This window comes from Vicinamibacteria bacterium (genome assembly GCA_035570235.1).
In the GTDB taxonomy this organism is placed as follows: Bacteria; Acidobacteriota; Vicinamibacteria; order Fen-336; family Fen-336; genus DATMML01.
In genome coordinates this window covers 1-6709 of sequence record DATMML010000099.1, presented here as the reverse complement: position 1 = coordinate 6709, position 6709 = coordinate 1, and the positions used below count along the sequence as shown (strand labels likewise).

The window sequence follows — 6709 nt, the reverse complement described above, 5'->3', positions numbered from 1 at the left end:
CCGGGAGGCCCCGCCGCCAAGGCGGGGCCGGTTCAAACCGAAGCCCCCCAGACCCTCTCGCGCGCCACCGCCGAGTCTCTGGCCAAGAAGCAGCGGGAGATCTCGGTCTCCGAGTTCTTCGTCAAGAACCGCCATCTCCTGGGCTTCGACAACCCCTCGAAGGCGCTCCTCACCACCATCAAGGAGGCCGTCGACAACTCGCTCGACGCGTGCGAGGAGGCCGGCATCCTCCCCGAGCTGCACGTCGAGGTACACGATCTCGCCCTCGAAGCCAGGCCGAGGGACGCCGAGCTGACCAAGGGCGAAGGCCGTTTTCTCGTGGTCGTACAGGACAACGGCCCCGGAATCGTCAAGACCGAGGTGCCGAAGATATTCGGGAAGCTCCTTTACGGCTCGAAGTTCCATCGGCTGAAGCAGTCGTTGACCGCCGATCAAAGCGTGCTCGTCGAGCGCGACGGCAAGGTCGGGCGGCTGCCCATCGGGCGGCTCGTCGACGGCCTGCTCGCGGAGGGCGAAGAGGTCAAGGACGTCAGCGCGCTCGGGATCCACGTCCCGGCATTCGATCCATCCACCTGGCGCTACGGCTGGCGGGCCGTCTCCCACGTGATTCGGCACCGGCGGCAGAACGAAATCCTGCAGGTGAGAACCGAACGGGGCAAGCGAGTTCGCGTGACCGGCTGCCACAGCCTGTTCACCTACGACCCCGCGCTGCGCCAGGTTAAGGCGGTGGAGGCACGCTCCCTGCAGGCGGGCGACTACATCGTGGCGCCGCGGCGGCTCCCGGAGCCGGAGCGTCTGGATCGCGTGAACCTCATTTCGTACCTCCGTGACGAGGATCTGGCTCCGCGCTGGGCCTTCGTCTACGGCGTTCCCGAGGCGGTGTTCGACGCGCTGGCGAGTGCTGCTACGACCGTGCATCGGAAGATCGGAAAGGACAAATCGAGACGATTCTTCCGGCTGGCCGCCCGCGACGGCACGACGATCGACGTTCTCGACGATTCGTGGGCGCGATACAGTCAGAAGCGCTTCCTTCCCGTACTGCTGGTGAAACGTCTCGGGCTGGAAGGGGAGTGCGCCGGCAGCCGGTTGCGAACCTATCACCACGGCGCCGTCCACGAGACTCCCGTGACCTGGGAGCTCAGCAAGCCTCTGATGCGCCTCCTTGGCCTCTACGTGGCGGAGGGGCACTGCGACGCCCGCCAAGTCGGGTTCACATTCTCATCCCGTGAGACGAACCTCGTCGAGGAGGTGGTCGCCACGGCGCAGTCGCTCGGCCTGTCGGCCACGGTCGAGGCACACGCTCGCAATGCGGTGCGTGTGAAGCTCTTCGGGGGTCTCACGTCCCTGCTGTTTCCGGGCTGGTGCGGGCGTGGCGCCGGGAACAAGAGGGTGCCAGAGTTCGTCTTCCGCGCCGACCGCGACCTGCGGCAGCACTTCCTCGACGGCCTGTACCTCGGCGACGGACATCGGGTGAAGACGCGTGACGTCCTGACGCTCACTTCCGCAAGTCGGGCGCTGATCGAAGACGTCGAGATGCTGTGGCTACTGCAGGGGGTGGTCCCGTCGCGTACCGGCCCTGTTCGATACCGCGGCTTGGGACGCAAGGTGTCGACGGCATGGAGGCTCGACGTCTACGGCTTCGATATCGGCGCATCACACGTCTACGAGCGGGCCCGGCTCGGGAACCGGAGGAATCGCTATCGTTTGTTCCCCGCACAAAAGCTGGTGCTAGCGGATGCGGACGCGGGTACGCGAGTCAACTCGGAGCCAGAGTCGCTTTTGCGTGCAGTGGGACTGGGAACGGGCCCGACGGGGGCGGGCAAGTCCCTCGGCATCGTCATGGGTGTCGTCCCGGGGGTCAGCTACGGGCTGGCCGACCTCACATGGCTGGCCGGCGGGCGTGTGACCAGGCACCTTGCTCTGCACCTGGTCAACCGGGGATACCTCTCCACAGTTGACGACGATGGCAGCGCTGCCACTCCGAAGATCGACGACCTCAAGCACGAAATCGATGCGGTAGGATCGTTCGTTGCGTCGGACCTCTGCCTGCTACGGGTCGTCGAGGTGACCCAGGTCGCCTCCGAGAACCCTTTCGTCTACGACCTTTCCGTCCCTGGATACGAAAACTTCGTCGCCGGAGAGGGCGCGATCGCCTGCCATAACTCGCGCGGGCAACAGGGCATCGGCATCTCCGCGGCGGCCATGTACGGCCAGCTAACCACGGGAAAGCCGATCCGCGTCACGAGCCGCGTCGGCAAGCGCAAGGCGGCCCACGTCTTCGAGATCCAGCTCGACACCCGCAAGAACGAGCCGGTCGTCACCCACGACGAGACGATGGAGGAATGGCATCAGGAGCACGGAACGCGAGTCGAGCTCGAGATCGTCGCCAACTGGCAACAGGGGCAGCGATTCGTCAACCGCTACGTCGAGCACACGGCTCTCGCCAACCCGCACGCGACGATCCACTACACGCGGCCCGTCGGTGCCGCCCAGCGCGCGAACGCCGACCAGCCGGGCAACGAGACGTTGAGCTTTCCGCGGGCCACCACCGAGCTGCCCAAGGAGGCGCTGGAGATCAAGCCGCACCCCCACGGCGTCGAGCTGGGCGCGCTCATGCTCATGGCGCGGGAGTCGAAGAGCCACGACGTCCGCGGCTTCCTGCAGGCGAGCTTCAGCCGCGTCTCGGCCCAGGCCGCGGGAGAGATCCTGGCCAGGGTGCCATGGGGAAAGAAGCCCGTGCGCCCGCGCGTCCTCGGCGCGACCCGCGTCATGGCCGAGGAGCTGCACAAGGCGATCGCCGAGACGAAGCTCATGAACCCCCCGACGAACTGCTTGAGCCCGATCGGGGACGAGCTGATGAAGAAAGGGCTCGTCAGCTTCCTGAACGTGATCGAGAGCGAGGGCGAGAGCGGGGACGAGAACGCCCAGCTCGATCTCGATTCGGCGGCGATGAAGCCCAAGAAGAAGGCGGGGAAGGCGGCCGGAAAATCGCCGGCCAGGGCGGAGCCCGACACCGCCCAGCCGTCGATCCCCGACGCCCCGCCCGAGGAGGGTGTCGAGAAGATCAAGGGCCGCAACTACTTCATCGCAACGGTGACCCGCTCGCCGAAGGTGTACCGGGGCAACCCCTTCCAGGTGGAAGTCGGGCTCGCCTACGGCGGGAGCTGGCCCCCCGACAAGACGATCGAGCTCTTCCGCTTCGCCAACCGCGTCCCCCTCCTGTTCCAGCGCGGCGCCTGCGGCATCACCGAAGGCATCGTGCGCACCGACTGGCGCAACTACCAGCTGAGCCAGCCCAAGGGGTCGCTGCCCGTGGGACCGATGGCCCTTCTCGTCCACATCGCCTCCGTCTGGGTGCCGTTCACCAGCGAGTCGAAGGAGGCCGTGGCCCACTACCCGGACATCATGAAGGAGATCCAGCTCGCCGCCCAGGAGTGCGGCCGCAAGCTCGCCACCTTCATCAGGAAACGGAAGGCCGCGGACTACCAGGCGCAGCGGCGCAGCATCTTCGAGCTCTACATCGAGGAGGTCGCGAACGCGATCGGGAAGATCAAGAAGACGAAGCCCGGCCCCATCAAGAAGGAGTTCCTGCAGGTGGCGCACAAGGTCACGGCGGCGGAGATGAAGGAAGAGCACAAGGCGATGGAGCTCGAAGCGCGTGAAGCGAAGAGGAAGGCGAAGGCGCGCGTCGAGACCGAGGAGGAGGAGTAGTGGCCGCGCGGAAGGATGCGATCTCGAAGACGACGGCGGCCAAGATCGAGAAGCTCGCCGAGGGGGTCCTACGGACGGTCAAGAACGGCAAGAACCCCTTCCTCGACATCCCGGTGCGCTCCCTGGCCAACGTCACCTGGAGCGACAAGAAGCGCTTGGTCGAGATGGGGAGCCAGAAGCAAAAGCGCTATTTCTTCAACGTGTCGATGGCCAAGAAGTTCATGCAGACCTTCCTGGTGAGCGAGGCTTGCAAGGAGCTGATCGACGCGGGCAAGACCACGAGCATCCGCGACCTCTACTACGTCACCAAGCACACGCTCGGCGACACGCACCAGAACACGTTCGAGGACCAAGACGAGTCGGATCCCATCATCGAAGACGTGGAGGTCACGCTGGACGCGCTCCGTGAGGAGTTGCACCTCTTCGCCTCGCGCGAGGGCTCCATGGTGGGACCCATCACCATCACCGACACCGGTGACACGATCGACCTGCGCCGCATGGGCTCGGGGGGTTGGGCGGTGCCCTCGATCGTCGAGGAGAACGTCATCACGTTCCGCAAGCATGAGGCCAAGTACGTCCTCCTCATCGAAAAGGACGCGGTGTGGACCCGCTTCAACGAGGACAAGTTCTGGAAGCGCAACCACTGCATCATCCTCGAGGGGGGAGGCCAGCCGCCGCGGGGAGTACGCCGGCTCGTGCAGCGGCTCCACCGGGAGCTCAAGCTGCCCGTCTACGTGCTGGTCGACAACGACCCCTGGGGCTTCTACATCTACAGCGTGATGAAGCAGGGCTCGATCAATCTCGCCTTCGAGTCGATGCGCTTGGCCGTGCCCGACGCGCGCTTCATCGGCTTGTCGTCCTTCGACCGGGACAAGTACAAGCTGCCCAGCAACGTCTCGATCAAGATGAATGACGGCGACAACAACCGGGCCAAGCAGATGCTCGCCTATCCCTGGTTCAAGCACGCGCGCTGGCAGCGGGAGATCCAGGAGATGATCAAGAGCGGGATGAAGTTCGAGATTCAGGCCCTCTCCCGGCACGGCATCAGCTTCATCACCGAAGAGTACCTCCCGAAGAAGCTGAAGGATCGGGACTGGCTGGAGTAGCGGGTATGCCGAGGGGCCATCGGCCAGACCGGCCGAGGGCCGGCACCGCCGCCGCTAGTGCAGGGCGGCCTCCAGGGACGAGGGGTCGTCGAGGAGCAGCCATTCCACGACGGACAAGGGCAAGCTGCCGCTGGCCAGCAGGGCGTCCTGGAAGGCGCCCAGCCGGAAGCGGGCGCCCTCCCGGTCGCGGTACTTCCCGAGGAGCCGCATGATCTGCCACTTGCCCACCATGTAGGTGATCTTCTGCGACGGCTCCGAGGCGGCCCCCGCCGCTTCCCCCTCCGCCGCCTCCCGGTCGAGCCCCCCCGCGTCCATGAAGTACTTGACCGCCTGCTCGAACGTCCAGCGACCGGTGTGCAGGTTCACGTCCACCCCGATGCGCGCGGCTCGATAGCGGGCGAGCCTCAAGACCTGGGCCTGGCCGGCTGAGCCCTCCGGGTAAAGGCCCTGCCTCATGAGCATCTCCTCGCCGTAGAGGGCCCAGCCCTCGACGAAGACCCCGTCGCTGTGCTCGCGGCGGATCTCGCTCGTGAGGGTGCGGGCGATGGAGAGCTGGAGGAAGTGGCCGGGGATGCCCTCGTGCCCCAGGATCGGCCGCGGGTCCTCGATGGCGGCCCGCAGGTAGAAGTTGCGGCTCTTGGCGTCGAAAGTGGGGATGAAGAAGAAGCCGCTGGCGTCTCGGTCGTAGCGTCCGGGGGGGTTCATGAACCCTCCGGGTCGGGTGGGCTTGAAGGCCTCCGGGAGCTGGCGGATTTGGAAAGGCCCGAGGGAAGCGGGCAGGGTCACCAGGCGCTGCTCGCGGAGGAAGCGGATCATCTCCCCCTGCCGGCTCTCGTAGGCGGCGAGAAAGGCCGCCTGGTCCCGGGGGATGCTCGGGCTGCGGGAGGGATCGGGGTCGGCCAGAGCCGGATCCTTGAGCAAGGCCTCCAGCCCGCGGTAGCGGGCCAGCTCCGCCTCCCCGAGCATCGCCACCTGCCTCGCGTCCAGGGGCAGCAGGTAGACGTGTCTCAGCATCCAGTTGTAGCGCTCCTCCCCCATGGGCGCGAACTCCGTCATCTCCGGGAGACGGTCCTCCAGCCAACGTGCGAAATCCTTGAGAGCCTTAAGGGCGCGGTCACGGGCGGCCACGAGCTCGGCGCGCTCGACCGGCGAGAGGTCGGCGGCCAGGGTCATGAGGCTGTCGCCGAAGAGGCCGTCCATGGCACGGGCGGACTCTATGGCCAAGCGGGCGTAGAGGCGGACGGGCCGCGTGAGCGTGCGCCGCCCCTGTTCGAGCAGGACGGGCATGGCCCTGAGCCGTGCGGTGGCGGACAGGGCGCGGGTACGGGGGGCGTCGTAGTTTTTCTTCAGGAGCGAGAAGATCGCGTTGCTGCACTCGCTCACATAGGTCTGAGGGTCGGTCTCCGGCCCGGCGCGTTCCCGATCGAAGAAGTCCTCCCTCTCGAGCTGGGCCAGGAAGAGGGCGCGGTCGATCCGGTCGTCACGCGGCCAGCCGTCGGCGGCCAGGGCCCGAACCTGCGCGATCAGCTTTTGCACTCTCTCCCGCCGCGCGCGGAGCGCCTCTTCCGTGTAGTCGGTGAGGCGGTCGTCGCCGGTGTGGAGGCCCTGCTCGCTGCTGGCCACGGGGAATTCCTGGTTCCGCCATCGGTAGTAGTCGCCCGCGAGCTTGCGGAGAGCGCAGGCCGGGTCCTCGTTGTCGGCGCCGGAGGCGGGGTCGATGAGGGAAGCGAGCACGGGCAGGAGCAACAGGCGAAGGTTCATGCAACCTCTCCTGGTGGCAGACGTTCCGCCGACGCGCTCAAGCCTCGCGCAGGCCCGAGGCGGCCACGGACTGGGCGGGCAGTTTACTCGAGGGGTTGGCGGGCCGCCACCGCCACGCCGGTGAGGGTTGA

Annotated in this window: 3 protein-coding genes and 1 pseudogene; 3 read left to right on the top strand and 1 reads right to left on the bottom strand. The window is 66.7% G+C overall.

Going from position 1 to position 6709, the window contains the following annotated elements; all coding sequences use genetic code 11:
- Positions 1–78 precede the first annotated feature (78 nt).
- From VN461_18735 to VN461_18725, 3 genes and pseudogenes are all read left to right on the top strand, one after another.
- Positions 79–2157 (top strand): annotated as a pseudogene (locus VN461_18735) (LAGLIDADG family homing endonuclease).
- Positions 2149–3711, top strand: coding sequence for a DNA topoisomerase VI subunit B (locus VN461_18730; GenBank protein ID HXB56805.1), 1563 nt, complete (start codon positions 2149–2151; stop codon positions 3709–3711). The pseudogene VN461_18735 and the gene VN461_18730 overlap by 9 nt, the downstream one beginning before the upstream one ends.
- Complete coding sequence (locus VN461_18725; protein ID HXB56804.1) at positions 3711–4817, top strand: DNA topoisomerase IV subunit A; 1107 nt, start codon at positions 3711–3713, stop codon at positions 4815–4817. The genes VN461_18730 and VN461_18725 overlap by 1 nt, the downstream gene beginning before the upstream one ends.
- Positions 4818–4871: 54 nt before the next feature.
- Here the strand turns inward: VN461_18725 and VN461_18720 are convergent, their stop codons facing one another.
- Positions 4872–6578, bottom strand: a complete 1707-nt coding sequence (locus VN461_18720; protein ID HXB56803.1) for a DUF885 domain-containing protein — start codon at positions 6576–6578, stop codon at positions 4872–4874.
- Positions 6579–6709: the final 131 nt, after the last annotated feature.